Annotated in this window: 12 protein-coding genes; 2 read left to right on the top strand and 10 right to left on the bottom strand. The window is 55.3% G+C overall.

Annotated features, from left to right (window positions below):
* Positions 1-511: 511 nt before the first annotated feature.
* The 3 genes from ACTOVJ_RS01175 to ACTOVJ_RS01165 form a co-directional block, all read right to left on the bottom strand.
* Positions 512-715, bottom strand: coding sequence for a YbdD/YjiX family protein (locus ACTOVJ_RS01175; RefSeq protein ID WP_449503750.1), 204 nt, complete (start codon positions 713-715; stop codon positions 512-514).
* 38 nt (positions 716-753) lie between these two features.
* Entirely contained in the window at positions 754-3,135 is a 2,382-nt protein-coding gene (locus ACTOVJ_RS01170) for a carbon starvation CstA family protein (protein ID WP_449503751.1), read from the bottom strand.
* 391 nt (positions 3,136-3,526) lie between these two features.
* Positions 3,527-6,427: a YhgE/Pip domain-containing protein gene (locus tag ACTOVJ_RS01165; protein WP_449504601.1), complete on the bottom strand. Its 2,901-nt coding sequence runs from the start codon at positions 6,425-6,427 to the stop codon at positions 3,527-3,529.
* 181 nt (positions 6,428-6,608) lie between these two features.
* Here ACTOVJ_RS01165 and ACTOVJ_RS01160 point away from each other — a divergent pair, with 181 nt between their 5' ends.
* Positions 6,609-7,289: a TetR/AcrR family transcriptional regulator gene (locus ACTOVJ_RS01160; protein ID WP_449503193.1), complete on the top strand. Its 681-nt coding sequence runs from the start codon at positions 6,609-6,611 to the stop codon at positions 7,287-7,289.
* 2 nt (positions 7,290-7,291) lie between these two features.
* Here ACTOVJ_RS01160 and ACTOVJ_RS01155 read toward each other — a convergent pair whose 3' ends face one another.
* The 7 genes from ACTOVJ_RS01155 to ACTOVJ_RS01125 form a co-directional block, all read right to left on the bottom strand.
* Positions 7,292-7,969, bottom strand: coding sequence for an N-acetylmannosamine-6-phosphate 2-epimerase (locus tag ACTOVJ_RS01155; RefSeq protein ID WP_449501633.1), 678 nt, complete (start codon positions 7,967-7,969; stop codon positions 7,292-7,294).
* A gap of 51 nt (positions 7,970-8,020) precedes the next feature.
* Complete coding sequence (locus ACTOVJ_RS01150; protein ID WP_449503753.1) at positions 8,021-9,007, bottom strand: ROK family protein; 987 nt, start codon at positions 9,005-9,007, stop codon at positions 8,021-8,023.
* Between the two features lie 66 nt (positions 9,008-9,073).
* Positions 9,074-9,988, bottom strand: coding sequence for a dihydrodipicolinate synthase family protein (locus ACTOVJ_RS01145; RefSeq protein WP_449501631.1), 915 nt, complete (start codon positions 9,986-9,988; stop codon positions 9,074-9,076).
* Positions 9,989-10,000: 12 nt separating this feature from the next.
* Positions 10,001-10,801 (bottom strand): ABC transporter ATP-binding protein, encoded by an 801-nt coding sequence (locus tag ACTOVJ_RS01140; protein ID WP_449501630.1) that lies wholly within the window; start codon positions 10,799-10,801, stop codon positions 10,001-10,003.
* Entirely contained in the window at positions 10,798-12,873 is a 2,076-nt protein-coding gene (locus tag ACTOVJ_RS01135; protein ID WP_449503754.1) for a dipeptide/oligopeptide/nickel ABC transporter permease/ATP-binding protein, read from the bottom strand. Before ACTOVJ_RS01135 ends, ACTOVJ_RS01140 begins: the two co-directional genes overlap by 4 nt.
* Before the next feature lie 9 nt (positions 12,874-12,882).
* Positions 12,883-13,833, bottom strand: coding sequence for an ABC transporter permease (locus tag ACTOVJ_RS01130; protein WP_449501629.1), 951 nt, complete (start codon positions 13,831-13,833; stop codon positions 12,883-12,885).
* Between the two features lie 82 nt (positions 13,834-13,915).
* Positions 13,916-15,478, bottom strand: coding sequence for an ABC transporter substrate-binding protein (locus tag ACTOVJ_RS01125; RefSeq protein ID WP_449501628.1), 1,563 nt, complete (start codon positions 15,476-15,478; stop codon positions 13,916-13,918).
* 61 nt (positions 15,479-15,539) lie between these two features.
* Between ACTOVJ_RS01125 and ACTOVJ_RS01120 the strand changes: the two genes are divergently transcribed.
* Positions 15,540-16,325 (top strand): FadR/GntR family transcriptional regulator, encoded by a 786-nt coding sequence (locus tag ACTOVJ_RS01120; protein ID WP_449501627.1) that lies wholly within the window; start codon positions 15,540-15,542, stop codon positions 16,323-16,325.
* Positions 16,326-16,355: the final 30 nt, after the last annotated feature.

Here is a 16,355-nt window from a genome sequence, read left to right as displayed (position 1 = left end):
AAAACCAACCCAAACCAAACACCAAAAATGTTCAATCCAAGTCAGACATAAAAAGCTGACACACTATTGAGATCTCAAACAACACACTCACCCCCGACAACCAGCCCCACAAACAAGACCAACCCCCGAAGAAGCAACCAAGCCAGCCTACCACCACCCCAGCAACCAGTCAAACCAGAAACCAAAACAGTCACAAAACCAGCACCACCAGAAACTCACTCGCTCCCGGCGACAGGTAAATACTCTAGACCCCCACACACCCCACGTCAAAACAAAACAACGTGACCCACCACACTAACACCCACCAACCCCACCACAACAACAAAAACCCGCCACACACCCACAAATTTTTAACCGATCTAAGAAAAATCTTTTTATCAACGCGTTAGCACAATTGAGATGACGAACGATGAGTGCAGCAATTGAGAAATTAGGGAGCAGTAACAGAGAGACAGGGAGCAGTAACAGAGACAAAGGTGGGGCCGGCTCTTGAGCCGGCCCCACCTTTTGCTTAGCAGCAGCGCGCTTGGACGTTGTTCTCATCCCAGTCCGCGCGATCCCGCCAGAATTCACGCTTCGTCATCGGAGGATGGTCAGGATGACACCGCGCATGGCGTTCGAGGTATCGGTCATAAGCCGCCTCACCCGTAAAGGAACGCCACATGTAGCCCATTTTCTTTAACCCCTCGCGGAGTCTTGGCAACGCTTCACCCATCACTTCACCTTCCTTTTGACGAAACAGTAGCACCGATATCAGTGTCCGTGTGGCTTCTTGATACCAGGAATCAGATCCGGATCGCCAACCACTGCATACTCAGCCTCGATCTTCTTCTCGAGCTTCGATGCCACAAGCTGAGTTGGAGCGAAGAAGTTCGACTCTTGGAACGGATCCTCAGAGTTAGTGAAGTGCTTGCTTGAGATAGTCTTCCAGACACGGATCGCTGCGCAAACCACAACGAAGCCGACAGCAAGGACGAACACAATCGACAGCGTGCCCTGGATGAAGGTGTTACGAACAACAGCCTCAGTATCCTCGATAGCCTTCGCGTCGGTCAGCGTCGGCAGGAGTGCACGTGCTTGGCGCCACTGCTCCCAGTAGCCAATCTTCGCGTCGGTGGAGAAGATCTTCTCGAATGAAGCCGCAAAGGTCACCACGAGATCGAAAAGGAACGGAATCAGTGGAATCCAGATGTACTTCACAAAGCCCTTACGCGCCACCACAACCACACAGATCAGGAGCGCGAGAGCAGCAATCAACTGGTTCGCAATACCGAAGAGCGGGTAGAGGGTCTGGATGCCACCACGCGGATCCGTGACGCCCATCAGAAGCAACGAGCCCCACGAGGCAACCACGACGGCAGTGGAGAACCAAGCGCCAAACTTCCAGTTAGGATCATGGAACTTTGGCCAAATTCCACCCAGAGCTTCCGAAACCTGGAAGCGTGCCACACGGGTCACAGCATCCACAGCCGAGAGAATGAAGAGCGCCTCGAACATAATTGCGAAGTGGTACCAGAAGCCCATCATCGCAGTGCCGCCACCGACCTTGTGAAGGATATTGGACATCGCAACAGCGAGGGTTGGCGCGCCACCGGTACGCGAAACAACGTGTGGCTCGCCGACGTCCTGAGCGACCTGCTTAAGGGCCGCAGCACCTTCAACAGTCATATCGTTGCCGTCCTTATCAAAGGTGTGCCACACCGGGTTAATCTTCTCGCCCTTGGTAGTGGTCACGCCGAGGTTGTGGACAGCGACGTTCGTGATTTCTTCACGATTCGCCTTCGTCTTATCGCCGTCGGGAGTGTACTGCTGGACGACGGCGGTGCCGGCCAACTTGTCGACAGTGCTTGCTGAAGTGTTCATACCGAAGTAGATGCCCTGATTGAGCGATGCCGCTGCAGCGAGAGCCATAATTGCCACGAAGGATTCCATGAGCATACCGCCGTAGCCGATCATGCGAGCCTGGGATTCCTTCTGAATCATCTTCGGGGTCGTTCCTGATGACACGGTGGCGTGCATTCCCGACAGAGCACCACAAGCGATCGTAATGAAGAGGAACGGGAAAAGAGTTCCAGCAAACACTGGTCCATCGGTGTTGGTGGCAAACTCGGTCACAGCCGGCATCTCGAGCGTGGGGCGAACCCACACAATACCGAGAGCAAGGATGGCAATGGTGCCGACCTTCATGAAGGTTGAGAGGTAGTCACGGGGGGTCAGGAGAACCCACACTGGAAGAACTGCGGCGAAGAAACCGTAGATCACCATAACGATCACGAGGGTGGTCGGCGAAACGTGCAGGTATGCACCCAGCGACGACTCTGCCACGTAACGGCCACCGATAATGCAGATCACCAGTCCGATGCAGCCAGCGATCGACACTTCGGTGATTCGACCCGGCGAAATGTAACGCAGCCACAGACCCATGCAGATCGCAAGCGGGATGGTCATGCCGACAGAGAAGACACCCCAGGGGGACTCTGCGAGGGCGTTAACACACACCATAGCGAGAACGGCGAGAACGATCATGAGCATAACCAGAACAGCAACAGTTGCCACTGCGCCACCGATCTTGCCGATTTCATCTTGAGCCATCTTGCCGAGCGAACGACCGCCGCGGCGCATTGAGAAGAAGAGAACCAGCATGTCCTGAACAGCACCGGCGATGAGCACACCGAAGATGATCCATAATGTGCCAGGCAGGTAACCCATCTGAGCTGCGAGGACCGGACCAACGAGCGGACCAGCGCCTGCAATTGCAGCAAAGTGATGACCGTAAAGAACCACGCGGTTAGTGGGGTCATAATCACGACCGTTGTTGATTCGCTCAGCCGGCGTGGCGTTACGATCATCCGGGATCATGATCTTCTTTTGAATGTAAAGAGCGTAGAAACGGTAACCGATCGCATAGGTACAGATCGACGTGATCACGAACCAGATCGAGTTCACCTCTTCTCCACGGATAATTGCGAGCATTGTCCAGCCCGTAGCACCAAGAAGGGAGATAACCACCCAGAGGGCGATCTTGGCGGGAGTCCACTTGTTGTGGGGCTTCACGCCGACGGGAACGCCTTCCTTATTACGGATGACATACTTCTCTTCTTCCGGTGTGTAGGTGGGAACTTCAGTTGTTGACACGGGTTCCTCCGATCCACATTGATCGCGCGGGATTGCGCTTATGGGCGCGCATTCCGGTTCCCAAGTTGGGGACATTAACCAGAGTAAAACGCGTCCACCTCGAACGCATCCATACTAGGCGTGTGGCCCAACTGACATTCACCGCAGATGAAGAACAAACTGGTGACGTCGCTCACGTTGCATGTTTTTTCTCTCCTTTTCGTTAAAGAAAGAGTAAAAAACCTCAGTATTACACCATTTTTACAAAGATTTCTCGACCTTTGCCTGACCGAGCACCCCGCCGACATTGGTCAAAAAAACTCCGCAAAGCACAGGCGGAGGCGGTGGCCAACACGCAAAACTACGACAGTCACATGTTGGCGACACCGCCTCCGCAAACTCCTCTACACTCCTATGCAGCAGTTGGAGCCAGAGCCTCATCTGCAGGAAGATCTGCATGTCGAGAAAGACGGACTTTCGAAGCGAACAATGAAATTCCGAACGCCACTACCGTCCACAACACAAGAACCAGAACCGTGCGACCCACTATGCCGTCTACTCCCGAACCCGCAATCATGGAGCGGAAGGCGAGTTGCGTATCACTCATCGGCAGGAGCGGATGCACCCACCGGAAGAACGCCGGAGCAGTTTCGATGGGGAAGGTGGCACCCATGGTGGTGATTTGCAGGCACAACAACACAATTGACAGGAAACGCCCACGGAAAGCAAAGGCCGCCACACACGCCTGATTAATTGCCATGAAGCAGATCGATGACAAGATCGCCAACACTGTCAGACCCACAATATTGGCTGCGTGAAGCTCACCCATCCAGTTGACGATCACCATCATCAGCGTCGCTTGAACAATCGCAATCAAGGTCGCAGTCACAGCTGGTCGCGTCACAGCGGCAACCCATCGCTTTGGCCCCATATCCTTATCCAAGGCAGGGAGCACGAGGAACAGGGCAATTGTTCCGATCCACAACGCCAACGACATAAACATCGGAGTGAAGCCCGCGCCGTCGTTGGCAACACTGTGCGAACGGATCGGGTCAACCTTGACAATGTTTGATGCGGTCTGAGCGACGTTGTTGCGTTCAGCCTGGCTCAGATGAGGAATCTTTGACGTTCCTTGCGACAGTCCGTCAGCGAGTTTCGAGGAACCATCGCTGAGTTGTGATGCACCAGATTTAGCTTTATTCGCCCCTTCAGCAAGCGCAGAGGCGCCGTTAGCGGCGTCCGACGTTCCCCGAGCCAAAGCTCCGACACCGTTCGCAAGCTCTTTAGCTGAGCCAGCCGCACGCGTCGACCCCAACTTCAACTTCTCCAAACCGTTTGAGAGCGTGCCCGCACCTGAGTCCAGACGCGAAGCCCCACTCTTGAGAACGCCAACACCTTCCTTGAGAGCAGGCATTGTACCGTTGAGCTGCCCCAGGCCACCGTGGAGCTGGTCTGCGCCTGAACGCAATTCACCAGACTTATTTGTCAGTTCAGAGACACCGAAGCGCAAAGCATTCAACGCACCTGCAAGGGTAGTTTGATCAGTCGAGCGAGAATCTCCAACAGAATCTGCAATCTGCTGGACTCCCCCGCCCAACTTGGCAGCTCCAAAAGCAAGCTGGTCAGCACCAGCGGACAGCTTCTTCACACCGTCGCCTGCAGCTGTTGCTCCGGCAGAGAGCTTGTTTGCGCCGTGTTCCAAAGCAGATGCACCCACACCCGCTTGCGTAATCCCTGCTTGAAGCTTCTTAGCGCCAGCGAGCAACTCATCAACCCCCTGAGTGAGCGCACCCAGTTGGCTCATCCCCTTTCCAGCCTCCGCAAGTCCTTGCGCAAGCTGAGTTGAGCCGGTACGAAGTTCATTACTCTTCGTTGCAAGTTGTGAAACACCGACGCACACCGGACTCTTGTCTGCACTTAACTGGCAAAGTTTTGCAAGTTTATCGACACCACCGGTGTAGTCATCCACACCCTTTTGTAAGGTGGCGCTCCCCTGAACCGCTTGATCCAGCTTCGACATATCGATGCCTTTAACTCCCGCTGAGAGATTTTCTATCCCCCTCACCAAGGCACTGCTTCCCTTGGCAAGAGTCTCCTCACCAGCACCGTTAATACCAGCCGAAAGCTTTTGAGAACCCTCCGCAAGAGTTTGTGCACCTCCAGCAAGGGTTTGTGGACCGCCCACCAAAGAGGCTGAAAGTTGCCCGATCCCTGCTTGAAGGGCAGCGATGCCACCCGCCAAAGACTTCGATGCAGAGGAGGGATCCGACGCAGAAAAATCATCTGCCGTTCCGATACCTGCCTTGAGCTGTGAAAGCGCTTGAGGCAACGACGGCTTATCTCCTCCGACAATCGAATTGTTGTAGATCTTTAAAACACCGACACCAGCGCGACTTACACCGTCGGTGTAGGCACGCACACCATCGGCAAGCTCCTGGGATCCATCAGCTAATTTCCCAACACCAGAAGCGAGTTCGCGCGTTTTCCCGTTCAATTTGTCAGTGCCCGCTTTAAGCTGTCCAGTTCCATCAGCAAGTTGCGATGCACCATGCGACGCTTGCCCAACACCGCCGTCGAGATCGCCAACGCCGGCAGCAAGCTGTGCGGAACCGTCTGCTGCTTTCTTCGTCCCGTTACGCAATACTGTTAGCCCATTTTCGAGCTTGACGGAACCATTGGCGAGGTCGCCAACTCCGACAGTGAGACGCCCAGCACCGTCGGCAAGTGTGGAAGCCCCCTCGCTTGCATCCAACATGCCACCACGGATCTCATCAACACTCAGCAGGACGCGTCCCAAAATTCGATCCGCACCTCGAGCGTTGATACGTTCAGTCATCTGAGAGGCAACAGACCTCGCCAACGTTCCAGCCAGATAATTCACGCCGTCGTCGGTGACAAGACGCAACTCCTGGCGAGAGGCCGTTGCCAAATCTTTTTCACCCACACGCGCAAGCTCACGCGTGAATCCCGATGGAATGTAGAGGATAGCTCTCACACCCTCACGCATCATTTCGCGCTCAGCGTCAGCCTTGCTCATCTTTTTCCATGCGAATCCCACTTCTTCTCCCGCTTTGGGCTCAGTGAGTGCCTGGGTGAGTTCTTTGCCGAAATCCAGCTCCTCACTTTTTCCCGTGATGAGCTCAGCAGTGTAAGGGTGATCTTCATTCACGACTGCAGCCACGATCTTGTCAAGACGATGAGTGGGGTTTTGGTATGTCATCGTCAGCAATCCTGCGTAGAGCAGCGGAATCACAAAAACCGCGATCAATACGATCGCTGTGGCCAAACGAGGCCCCTTCATTCGGGTCATCATGAGTGAGTTTCTCCTTGTTCGATTAACTAGCGAACACGATACGCCCCTGTACCCATTCGTTTCAATACACATGTGTATCGAGTGATGGGATAGACTTTCCTCCTGAAGGGGATTACCCTCACCCAGACGTTGTAGCGCACGTATTAGCCCCGACGTCGGGAAACACAAAAGGAGGCAAAAAGTGGCCGAATCTGCCAGAAAAAGTGCAATGGAGCGGCTTCTCGAAGGCACATTATCTGAGCGCCGCCTCCATACTCGTATGCGTCTGCTCAAAGCTGGCGAAGAACTGATCGTTTCGCACGGAATACTGGGCACCTCGGTGGGCGACATCACAAAGAAGGCAGGATTTACGCGCGGAGCTTTCTATTCCAACTTCCGCGACATGGATCATTTCGTTCAGACACTCGCGAGTGAACAGTGGGAACGTATTCTCCATGCACTTGCCGATGCTTTCGATTCCCCGGCACACACCCACACCGGAACACACGCCAACGACGCCGAAACGCTAGCTCGCTTGGCAGAGCTCGGTCAACACATCGTTGAGGCGATCCCGCTGACGCGTGAAACGTCGCTCCTTTTAACAGAGTTTTCGACCTATTTGGCACGCTCAGAAAATAAGGACACCCCGCTTCGGGCAGGAGCAGATGCTTTTGCCCGGCAACTCGCCGAGGTGATCGACGATCGCCTGGCCGCAATCGGCCGACACACGACTCTGTCCACTGCCGATACTGTCCAAGTCATTTTGGCAATGGCTGAACGATCAATCACCCAAGCGCTGACACGTGGCGAATCGAACTACACAGAGTTCCTTGTGCGGACACTTCCTGAAATTTTGGTTCGGCTCACTGCGCCGAACACGTGAAACTAACGGTTTTCCACAGCGTTGACAAACCAACTTGTAATCGACGTCGGGTGCGTAATCCCTGTTCCGACGACGACAGCGAAAGCACCGGCCTCCATGACCGCGACAGCGTCGGCAGGCGTATGCACACGACCCTCGCACAACACTGGCACTTCAGGGAATGCCTCAACCATCTGACGCAAAAGCTCAAAATCTGGCCCATCAGACTTCTCGCGTTCGCCCGTATAACCAGCCAAAGTCGTGGAAATAATGTCGGAACCAGCCTCAACCGCCATGACTGCATCATCGAAGGAACCACAATCGGCCATGACAAGTGTGCCATCATCGTGAAGAGCAGCAACGGTTTCGCCGTATGTGCGACCATCCGGACGCGGGCGTCGGGTAGCATCAATCGCGACGATATCAGAACCAGCAAGGCGGCAGGCACGCGCGTGGTGAAGAGTCGGAGTGATGAAAACGCCCTCATGACCTTCTTTCCACAGTCCGATGACGGGGATTTCAACGCGACCTTTAATTGCTGAAATATCGGCAAGCCCTTGACATCTAATCGCCGCAGCACCGCCAATTTCGGCAGCACGGGCGATCTGAGCCATGGTCTCCGGATTGCGCATCGGCTCACCCGGATATGCCTGGACGGACACAACGAGTTTTCCTCGCAGCTGTTCAATAAGCGGATTCATGATTCCTCGATTCTGGCCAAAGACCGGCGTTTATTGCTTACAGAAGAAGTGTTAGAGCGAATGATGGTCATGGGATCTCGCCATGAAATTTTGATAAGCCCCCAGAAGCGGAGCATCATCGCCGAGTTCACCACCGACAATAGGAACACATGCGACCCCATCCATCGCCCCGGCCGCATACCCGGCACGAAGGTTATCCCACCATTCCTCACCGTTTTTATTTGCCACGGAACCTGACACCACGATGATGTTCGGATCGATACAGTTCGCCAGGGAGGAGAGAACCTCGCCGACGGCGTAGGCAGACTCCGCGAAGCAGGAACGCGCAAGCTCATCACCGGCGTCGGCACGCATACGCAACTGAGACCCATCGGCAACTTTTTCGACGGCAGAGCGTTGGTTGTACCAGGCGGCAAGTCCTGAACCTGAGGCAAAGGCTTCCAGATGCCCACTCCGCCCACACGAACAAGGCACACCCGAGCCAAAGTGATGATGGACGTGTCCAAAATGCCCTGCGAGGTTATGAGCACCGAAGTTGATCTCGCCATTGTCGATCACTGCTCCACCGATGCCAGTACCGACGGCGATTGAAGCAACAACACCACACCCTCGACCTGCACCCATCGTTGCTTCGCCTAAACCATGGGCGTGAACGTCGTTGATAATCCAGACAGGCAAGCCCGTGGCATGGCGGAGAAGATCGCCAAGCGGCGTGCCACTCCATCCGGGCAAAGTGTCAGTGGCCGAAATGATCGCGCCTGTTTCTGGATCGACAACACCCGCACTAGCGACAGCCACCCCAACGCACAAGTGTTCGTTAACCAGCGATTGTGTCAGTTCGACGAGGCGGCGCGCCAGATCTGCTCCGCCTTTGGGCGCTTCCGTCGGCATGACGCCACGGGCAACAGTAGTAACGTCTGAGAGAGTAAGAGGAGCATGAGAGGAATCCTGGTGCGAGCCGGATTGAGCGAACACCGCCCAGCCAACTTTTGTCCCGCCGATATCGAGCGTGAGTACCCGCCCGTTGATCTGACTCATCTTTGTCCTTCTCCCTTTGTGTGTGATGTGTGGGGGCGGACTCACGCCCACCCCCACACGAACGAATCACGCGAGCAATCCTGCTTCGCGGAGCTTAGCCGATACCCATTCGTAGTTCTCGCCTTCGAGCGGGAGAACCGGGGTAGGCATTTCGTTGGTCTCGAAAACGCCCAGTGCCTTCAGAGCAGCTTTGAACGCGCCAACACCCGCTCCGAAACCTGCTACCCCCTTGACGAATACCATCGTCATCAGGTCAGCGAGACGATCCTGCTCAGCCTTCACGGTGAGCCAATCCCCTGCCTGGGCTGCCTTCCACATACGCACATAGCCATCGGGATCGACGTTTGCCAAACCCGGAACCGAGCCGTCAGCCCCGCCGAGTAGCGCACCGTCAACCACGACCTCGTGGCCAGTGAGGAGTTGGAGTGGATGCCCGGCGGCTTCGTTCATGCGAACAAGCCAGCGGAAGGAAACATCATCGCCCGACGAGTCCTTCACACCCGAAAGGATTCCCTCGGAGGCTAGGCGCATGATGAACTGCGGGGAGAGCTTCCAGTGAACGCACACCGGGATGTCGTAAGCCCAGATTGGCAGGTCAGTTGCCTCGTGGAGAGCCTTGAAATGACGGTAAACGTCTTCTTCTCCCTGGAGCACGTAGAATGGAGCCGTAGCAACGATGCCGTCAACCCCGAATTTTTCAGCCTGCTTAATATGCTCGATCACGCGCTCAGTTTCGGTGTCGATGACACCGGCAAGAATTGGGACACGACCAGCAACAATACGTGTCGCCTCGCGCAGAATTTCCTCGCGGCGAGCCGACGTCGAGAACGCGACCTCACCCGTGGAACCCAGCACGAACAGGCCGTCGATTCCCGCCTCGATCATGCGATTGATGGAACGCTCGAGTGAGAGAACATCGAGTTCCTTGTTTTTGAGCGGAATTGCCAGCGGAGGTACAACGCCGCTGATTGGCTTTGTCATTGCTCTTTCTCCTTAAAGAGTGGGGTGAAGTAACGACGGTGCTGCACCAAGGAGCTTCTTGGTGTAGTCGTCTTGGGGGTTGGCGAGGAGCTCGTGAGCGGGCCCCTCCTCCACGATCTGACCGTGGTTCATCACCGCAATGCGATCGGAGATGTACCGAACGGTCTGAATATCGTGCGAGATAAAGACCATCGCAAGACCCAGTTCCTTCTTCAAGTCCATCAGAAGGTTGAGGATCTGGGCGCGAACCGACACATCGAGTGCTGAGGTCGGCTCGTCGGCGATGATTGCCTTCGGTTCGAGCGCAAGCGCACGAGCAATTGCTACACGCTGTCGCTGACCACCAGAGAGTTGACCCGGGAGAGCATCGAGTGCCGACGTCGGCAATCCGACAATAGAAATCAACTCTCGCACGCGGGCCGAGCGCGATGTTTCATCACCAATACCGTGCACACGCAATGGGTCAGCAAGCTGGTCAGATACCGTCATACGCGGATTGAGCGCGGTGGCAGGATCCTGGAAGACGACGGAGACGACGCGGCCGATCTTGCGGCGATCTGCAGCACTTCGTTTCGTCACTTCCTCGCCATTGAAAAACACTTGGCCTGAGGTTGCCGGCTGAAGACCAATCATCACGTTGGCCATCGTGGACTTACCAGAACCCGATTCTCCGACAATGCCAACAGTCTGACCAGGCATCACCTGAATATTGACGCCGCGCACAGCGCGAACCTTGTTGGGACGGAAAATCGACCCTGTGCGCGTCCGGAATGTCACTTCCACATTACGCAAATCAATGATTGGAGTGGTCATCGTGCGTCCTCCATTTCGTTGGCCGCCAACGTTGCTGCGACGGCAGCGTCGGCGCTATCGGTCACCCCAGGCTTGGACGGGATCGCCGCGTAAACGTGGTGGCTACCCACCTGAGTAAGGACCGGGCGAATATCTTCACCATAGCCCGGATGCGACGAACGAGGAGCGAAACGGTCACCGTCAGGGAAGTCCTTCGGGCTCGGTACAGTGCCCGGCACTTGATGCAAGCGGCCAGAGCCTGACTCGATCGACAGCACTGCACCCAGAAGACCGCGGGTGTACTCGTGTGTCGGGTGAATAAGCAACTCCGACGTCGGTGCTTGCTCTACCACCTGGCCTGCATACATCACCGTGATCTTGTGAGCCACCTCTGCAACCAACGCGAGATCATGGGAAACGAAGACCATCGCGAAGCCGAGCTTCTCACGCAGGGAGTTGAGCAACTCAACCACTTGCTTCTGGACAGTCACGTCGAGAGCCGTTGTGGGCTCGTCGGCGATAATGAGCTTCGGATCGCGAGTTAATGCCATCGCGATGAGCACACGCTGACGTTGTCCGCCAGAAAGCTCGTGTGGGTATGATTCGAGCGTACGCTTCGGATCCAGACCCACCAGCTCCAGAAGTTCCTCCGCCGAGCGAGTCCCTCCACGCGAGGTCAACTGCTTCATCTGAGCTTTGATGAGCATCGCCGGATTAAGCGAAGACAACGCATCTTGGTAAATCATTGCCAGCTCGTTACCCAAGAGCTTCTGACGCTCGTCGGGCTTCATCTTGAGCAGATCCTTGCCTTGGTAAAGGATCTCACCGTCGAACTTCGCACGTGGATCGATCAGACCCATAATGGTGAGAGCAGTAATCGACTTTCCACACCCGGACTCGCCCACAAGACCCATCGTCTCGTTCGGCGAAACCGAGAACGACACATTATCGACGACGGCGACATCACCGTGACGCGGGAACCTGATTGACAGGTTCTTCACCTCGAGCAGCGGAGTCTTGTTTGGATCGTATTGGAAGCGATCAGTGCGCTGGGCTTCGATGACAGCGAGTTGATCCAGTCGCGATTGGAGCGAGGCACCTTGCGCTTCATATGCCTTACGTGGGTCGAGGAGAAGTCGGTCAGCTTCGCGGTCTGAATTCTTCGACACGAGCTCCACTGCTGCCGACGACGGTGAGGCCACCATTGCATCGGTGATGCCCTCAGACAAAATATTGAGACAGAGCACAGTAATCATGATCAGCACGCCGGGGAAGAACGCCGTCCACCAGTAGCCCAAGAGAACCGAAAGGTTCGAGGAGGCTTCAGACAAAACGTTGCCCCAGGTTGGAACCATGGTGGCCTGCAAGCCAGAACCGATGAAGGTCAAGGATGCTTCCAGGATGATTGCGTCTGCGACGAGAACTGTTGCGAATACGAGAACCGGAGCAGCCGTGTTACGAGCCACGTGGCGCACAAGGATCCACGGAGCGCGCGCACCAGCCACAACAACTGCACGCACGTAGTCTTCACCGTATGCAGACATCACGTTTGCGCGAACGATACGTGCCAACTGCGGAGTATAGACAAAAGCGATCGAGCAGATAATCACGGTCACTAATCCCCAGACATTCTTTGCATCGAAGATGCGTGAGAAAACGAGGACTGTCACAGCAGCCATTGCGATTCCTGGCACAGCCATAATGATGTCAAGGATTCGCATGATGACCTCGGAAATCGACTTGCGCACAACTGCCGCAATTGAGCCGATGATCGTACCGAGGACAAGGGCAATAAGCATCGCAAAAATGCCGATCGCGAAAGAGTATATTCCACCGTTAAGAATACGGGAGAACACATCACGGCCAGCGTGATCGGTTCCGAACCAGAATTGACCCGACGGCGGCTGCCACTTTTGACCAACAGGGGTCGCCGGATCATAAGGAGAAATCGGGAAAAGGTAGGCGATCACGGAGATCGTTGCGATGACTGCGAGCACAACCATCGAGATACGAGAGCCGAGCGACATATTCGAGATACGCGAGAAACGCACATTCTTTGCCGTTGCCTTGTCAAGCTTGTCTTTTTTGGTCATCATTTTCCCTCACACCGACCTAATACGCGGGTTAATGAGCAGATAGAGCACGTCCACAATCACGTTCACCACGATGAACGACACTGCAACCACAAGTGCCCCGCCTTGAACAAGGCTTACCCAGTTTTGCTGGATACCCTTGATCAGGAGCTGACCCATTCCGTTAATTCCGAAGATGATCTCAATGACCACGGCACCACCCATGAGGTAGCCAACTCGCAAGCCGAGAACCGTGACCGGTGTAATCAGTGCGTTACGCAGAACATTGCGGGAAATCACCACAGCCTTGGGGATTCCAGCTCCCAATGCAGTGCGCACATAATCGCGGTCGAGTTCCTCCACCATCGAGGTTCGTACAACTCGGGTCATTTGGCCGATCACTGGAACCGCAAGCGCAACTGATGGCAAGAGCATTCGCTGGAACCAACCGCCAAAATCAACCGATATTGCCGGCAGAGCACCCGAAACAGGCAGGGTACCGACGAAGGCGATGACAAGCAGTGCAGCAAGCCAGAATGAGGGGGTGCCAATAAAGATCACCGACAACACACGGATGACTTGATCGGGCCAACGATCGCGGTACAGAGCAGCAAGAACTCCAAGTGGGAAGGCAAAAAGCACAGCGATGATCAGACCAAGGAAGGTCAGTTGCAATGTGACGGGAAGCGCCTGGGCAACCCAGTCAGAAACATGGTTTGCTCCGCCAACGCCGTAGGTTCCGAGATCGCCCTGCACCATTCCCGCGAGATAGCGGAAGTACTGCACGAAGAACGGATCGTTGAGACCATTGGCATTTCGGTACGCCTCAAGCGCATCCGGGGTCGCTGTCTCACCAAGTGCCGAGTAGGCAGGATCGATCGGCGACAGAGACATGATGAAGAAGACAAGGAACGACACACCGACCACCATGATCGGAAAGGCCAAGATGCGCCGCCCTAAAAGCCTGAGAAGGTTATTCACTTAATTACTCCTTGACCGCAGGAGGGACATGGCCGAGGGGCGGGCAGGATAGCCCGCCCCTCGGGCTCACATAGTGTGCGGCTTACTTAAGGCCGACGCCGATAGTCTGCAGACCTGTTGCTGCAATCGGCTTGAAACCGGTGATCTTTCCTTCGTTCCATGCGGTGAGCATGTTGCGGTGGAAGAGCGGGTAGGTCACTGCCTGCTCAGAGAGCAGATCCTGGGCTTCGCCCCACTTAGCCTTGGCAGCATCGCCAGTAGCTTCGTTTGCCGCCTTGATAATCTCCTGGAGCTTGCCCCACGAGGCAGGATCTGATTCCTTCCAGTGCGAACGCTTCTGGGTCCAGACATTGTCTGCGTTCCACCATTCGATGATGATGCCAGGATCAATGCCGAACACCGACGGATCACCAGGTGCAAGGATGACATCGTAGGTGGGGTTGTCGACGTCGGCGACGTTCGCGTAAACATCGGACGACGCCATGGACTTCACGGCGACCTTGACGCCAGCAGCCTCAAGATCCTGCTTGATTTGCGGGATGAGGTTGGTGACCCACGGATGATCCGTTGTGGTCAGCGTGATGGATAGATCCTTCACGCCATTCTTTGCCAGCAGTTCCTTTGCCTTGTTGACATCGTAGTTGAACTGAACCTTGGCCTTCTTATACGAAGGGTTGGACTCTGGCAGGAAGGAGGTGGCTGGCTTTGCCTGTCCATCCATCGCTGTATCAACAAGCTTCTGGGTATCGATTGCGTAGTGGAGAGCCTGACGAACCTCCGCCTTATCGAACGGTGCCTTGGTGGTGTTAAACATCAGGAACGGGTTGCCGTAACCCGGTACTGCTTCAACCTTCCAGCCGGCGCCTTCAAGCTGTGCCTTTGCCGACGCTGGAACTGCCTCCATTGCGTCGATAGTGCCGCCGATTGCAGCCGAGAGACGTGCCGAATCATCCTTGAGTGCCTGGTACTTGAGCTCTCCAACGGTTGCTTTCTTGTCGCCGTTGTAGTTCGGGTTTGGAACGAGCTTCACTTCGGTGGGAGTGACCGAATCGTACATGTACGGGCCGGTTCCCACTGGCTTTGCCTTCAGAGCATCTTCATCGGAGCCATCCGGAACAACCTTCACTGAGACGAAACGAGCCTTGAGGTTCTCGAAGGGGTACTTGAGTTTGACAGTGATGGTCTTGTCATCCTTGGCATTAACCGAATCAACGAAGCCGAAGAACTGCTTGTAGATTGACTTATCTGCAGTTGCACGCTTGTACGAGGAGACAACATCCTTCGAGGTAACGTCCTTACCATCAGAGAACTTTGCGCCGTCACGTAGTGTGATCTCGTACTCGGTGTCGGATACCTTCTTCGGATCTCCAGCCGCAAGAGCTGCGCGCGTGGAGTAATCGGACATGTCGAATTCGTATAGACCTTCAAGCACCGACCAGTTCACGCCCATGGCGAGAGCAGAAGTGGTCACTGGGCCGTAATCAGTGGTCTCGTATGCGGCGCCGACGGTGATGGCGCCGGTTGTCTTGCCGTCGGAACCTGCAGCTGAGCCACTCTTCGAGGTGCCGCCGCCACAGGCTGACAGCGCGAGTGCCGTTGCCGCAAGAACGGCGGAAGCTTGAGCCATACGTTTTGTAATACGCATAGGTTTCTTTTCCTCTCCATTGAGTCTGACGGAGACATCCTCCATCACGTATACTCAGCGTATGTTGTCTGACAAATCTTTGCAAGCTACGGTCGATGCAATTTCGACCACGTCTTCAGAACGCAACGCGCAACAGATCTTATCTCAGAATCGGTCAACGGCGACTATGGATTCCATCAAGGCTTACATCTTGTCCCATCGTCTCCAACCAGGGGATCCCATCCTCACCGAAGCTGAGCTCTGTAACTATCTCGGCGTCTCGCGTTCTTCCGTGCGCGAAGCCCTAAGGAAACTTGAGGCGCTCGACATTATCAAGGTACGGCAAGGCCGCGGCACCTTCGTCGGCGAAATGTCGCTCCAGCCCCTGGTCAACACGCTCGTTCTACGCAACGCGCTCGAAAATACCGACACTGAACGCGGACGCAATGCACTATCCGACGTCGTTGCGACTAGGCTCGCACTCGATCGCGGAATTGCATCCGATCTTGTACAGGCGCTAGCTGGTACGCACAATCCTGAACTCCATGACATCGTGGTCACAATGGAAGAGAAAGCAACGAAAGGTGAGCGTTATCTTGACGAAGATATCGCCTTCCACTCAGCTCTCCTCAAAACCGTGGGCAATGAGCTACTTTCCCAGTTGACATCCGCGATGTGGCTGGTACACCAAGCGATTATTCCTCAACTCTCCACCCCGTCAAGTCCAGAGCTCCTTCACACTGCACGCGCTCATGCGCTCATGCTCGAAGCCGCCGAGGCAGGAGACGTCGATGCATACCTCGAAGCGCTCGAAGCACACTACGCCCCGCTTCAAGAACTCGTTAGAGAAGAACTTCCGCACGCCTAGGTGGGGCGCCGGTTTATCGCCGGCGCCTCC

The organism is Arcanobacterium sp. (ex Cirak et al. 2026) (assembly GCF_053585065.1).
Note: the sequence above shows the minus strand (reverse complement) of the source record. Positions and strands in the feature narration are given on the sequence as shown.

Excerpts from the sequence above, each read along its gene's own strand:
- ACTOVJ_RS01135 (WP_449503754.1), bottom strand. The coding sequence starts at position 12,873 with ATGACCAAAAAAGACAAGCTTGACAAGGCAACGGCAAAGAATGTGCGT.
- ACTOVJ_RS01150 (WP_449503753.1), bottom strand. The coding sequence starts at position 9,007 with ATGAGTCAGATCAACGGGCGGGTACTCACGCTCGATATCGGCGGGACA.
- ACTOVJ_RS01165 (WP_449504601.1), bottom strand. The coding sequence starts at position 6,427 with ATGATGACCCGAATGAAGGGGCCTCGTTTGGCCACAGCGATCGTATTG.
- ACTOVJ_RS01175 (WP_449503750.1), bottom strand. The coding sequence starts at position 715 with ATGGGTGAAGCGTTGCCAAGACTCCGCGAGGGGTTAAAGAAAATGGGC.
- ACTOVJ_RS01120 (WP_449501627.1), top strand. The coding sequence starts at position 15,540 with ATGTTGTCTGACAAATCTTTGCAAGCTACGGTCGATGCAATTTCGACC.
- ACTOVJ_RS01140 (WP_449501630.1), bottom strand. The coding sequence starts at position 10,801 with ATGACCACTCCAATCATTGATTTGCGTAATGTGGAAGTGACATTCCGG.
- ACTOVJ_RS01145 (WP_449501631.1), bottom strand. The coding sequence starts at position 9,988 with ATGACAAAGCCAATCAGCGGCGTTGTACCTCCGCTGGCAATTCCGCTC.
- ACTOVJ_RS01125 (WP_449501628.1), bottom strand. The coding sequence starts at position 15,478 with ATGCGTATTACAAAACGTATGGCTCAAGCTTCCGCCGTTCTTGCGGCA.
- ACTOVJ_RS01155 (WP_449501633.1), bottom strand. The coding sequence starts at position 7,969 with ATGAATCCGCTTATTGAACAGCTGCGAGGAAAACTCGTTGTGTCCGTC.